Origin of the sequence: Brevundimonas sp. (genome assembly GCF_016463485.1) — a bacterium.
GTDB lineage: Bacteria > Pseudomonadota > Alphaproteobacteria > Caulobacterales > Caulobacteraceae > Brevundimonas.
In genome coordinates this window covers 1-2,193 of sequence record NZ_JAEMRD010000248.1, presented here as the reverse complement: position 1 = coordinate 2,193, position 2,193 = coordinate 1, and the positions used below count along the sequence as shown (strand labels likewise).

At 66.3% G+C, this 2,193-nt stretch carries 3 protein-coding genes; all 3 read right to left on the bottom strand.

Translation table 11 applies throughout. The annotated features are described in order from the left end of the window. Nucleotides 1-1,031, bottom strand: a 1,031-nt coding sequence (locus JHC99_RS18545; RefSeq protein ID WP_292156168.1) for an FAD-dependent oxidoreductase, incomplete at its 3' end; no start/stop codon positions are given. 207 nt (nt 1,032-1,238) lie between these two features. Further along, nucleotides 1,239-1,922, bottom strand: coding sequence for a ribose-5-phosphate isomerase RpiA (gene rpiA / locus JHC99_RS18540; protein WP_292156167.1), 684 nt, complete (start codon nt 1,920-1,922; stop codon nt 1,239-1,241). Continuing rightward, nucleotides 1,919-2,193 (bottom strand): DapH/DapD/GlmU-related protein (locus JHC99_RS18535; protein WP_292156166.1); only part of this gene is annotated, 275 nt, incomplete at its 5' end. The genes JHC99_RS18535 and rpiA, both read right to left, overlap by 4 nt.

The window sequence follows — 2,193 nt, the reverse complement described above, 5'->3', positions numbered from 1 at the left end:
ACGGCCTCGTAGTCGAAATGCTGGGGGTTGTCCTTGTAGACCGTCTCGTGGAAGGCGACGGCTTCGCGGATGGCGACGGGGGTCAGGTTCATGCGGTCGGTGACGTCGCCGATGGCCCAGATGTTTTCGGCCGTCGTCTTCGACAGCTGATCGACGACGATAGCCCCCTTGTCGTTCAGGTCGACGCCCGCCGTCTCCAGTCCCAGGTCCTTGACGTATGGGATGCGGCCGGTGGCGAACATGATGACGTCGGTCTCCAGCGTCATGCCGTTCTCGAGATGGCTGACCAGACCGGTGTCGGTCTTCTCGATCGACTTGTGCTGGCAGCCCAGGACGACCTTGATGCCGCGCTTCTCGATCTCTCCCGCCAGGTGCGCCCGCACATCGTCGTCGAAGCCACGGAGAATGTTGGGCCCGCGATAAATCAGCGTCGTCTCGACGCCCAGCCCGGCGAAGATGCCCGCGAACTCCACCGCGATATAGCCGCCGCCCGCGATCATGATCCGCTTGGGCAGTTCCGGCAGGTGGAAGGCCTCTTCCGAGGTGATGGCGTGTTCGATGCCGGGCAGGCCCTCGGGCATCCAGGGCCTACCGCCAGTGGCGATCAGGATCTTGTCGGCGGTGAAGGTCTTCGGTTCGCCGCCGTCGCGGTGAGTGACCTCGACCGTGTGCGCGTCCTTGAGTACCGCCCGCCCGTGGACCAGATCGACGCCGGCCTTGCCCAGGTTTGCCGCATAGATTCCCGACAGCCGGGCGATCTCGACGTCCTTGGCCTCGAGGAATTTGGGCCAGTCGAACGACGCCTCGACCGTCCAGCCATAGCCCTCGGCGGTGTGGAACTGGTGGGCGAAGTCACTGGCCATGACCATGAATTTCTTGGGCACACAGCCCCGGATCACGCAGGTGCCGCCGACCCGAAACTCCTCGGCGATGGCAACGCGCTTGCCGCCCAGCGCCGTCAGCCGCGCCGCGCGAACGCCGCCTGAGCCCGCGCCGATGACGAAGAGGTCGTAGTCGTAGGTGTCGGTCATCGGTCGCGCTTTCCATTTTGCTTCGTCGTCCTCCGGCAAGCCGCCGCTTGGCGGCGCAGACCGGGGGACCCAGCGGCGCGCGAGAGCGCGAAACTGTCACGGATAAAGACGTCGGACATCCTGCCTGAACAGGTCGCCTTCGGCACCGCTGGGTCCCCCGGTCTCGCTCCGCTAGCCGGAGGATGACGAAAGCGGAGGTGGTGTTGTTCAGGGAAGTAGGACGTCCACGCCCGAATCCAAGCCGATGATCGCCTCGTCCGCCAGATCGAGGAACAGGCCGTGCTCGACCACGCCGGTGATCAGCTTCAGATCGTCGGCCAGCCGCACAGGATCGTGGATCGCCACACAGGCTGCGTCATAGATCAAATTGCCGCCGTCGGTACGGACCAGCGCCCGATCCGCCTGACGCAACCGCGCGGGCATGGCGATCTCGTGGTCCAGCAGGACGTCGGCGATGCGGTTGGCGGTGGTCTTGTGCCCAAAGGCGACGACCTCGATCGGCAGGGCGAAAGCACCCAGCACCGGCACCACCTTGGCGGCGTCGGCGATGACGATGCAGGACCGCGACGCCTCCCACACCAGCTTCTCGCGCAACAGGGCCGCCCCGCCGCCCTTGATCAGGGCCAGGCCGGGTCCGATCTCGTCAGCGCCGTCGACCGTCAGGTCGATCTTCGGCGTGTCGTCCAGCGTCGACAGGGTCAGGCCCAGTTCGCGCGCCAGGTCGGCGGTCTTTTCCGACGTCGGGACGCAGCGCAGATCCTTGAGCCCCCGCGCCGCCAGCGCCTTGACGAACCAGGCGGCGGTGGAGCCGGTGCCGAGGCCGACGATCATGCCCTGCTCGACGCGGAGAGCGGCCGCTTCGCCGGCGAGGCGTTTCTGGATGTCACTCATTTCGACTTCGCCGCCGCCTTTTTCGCCCTGGCCATATCCCGGAACGCGGCACCTGCCCCATCCTTGTTCACCTGCTGCCCGCGCGCCAGCGCCAGGGCATCGGCGGGCACGTCCTCGACGATCACCGAGCCGGCCCCGACAATCGCCCCCGCCCCGATCGTGACCGGTGCCACCAGCGCCGAGTTGGAGCCGACAAATGCCGCTTCACCCACTACTGTCTTCGCCTTGTTGAAACCGTCGTAGTTACAGAAGATCGTGCCCGCCCCGATGT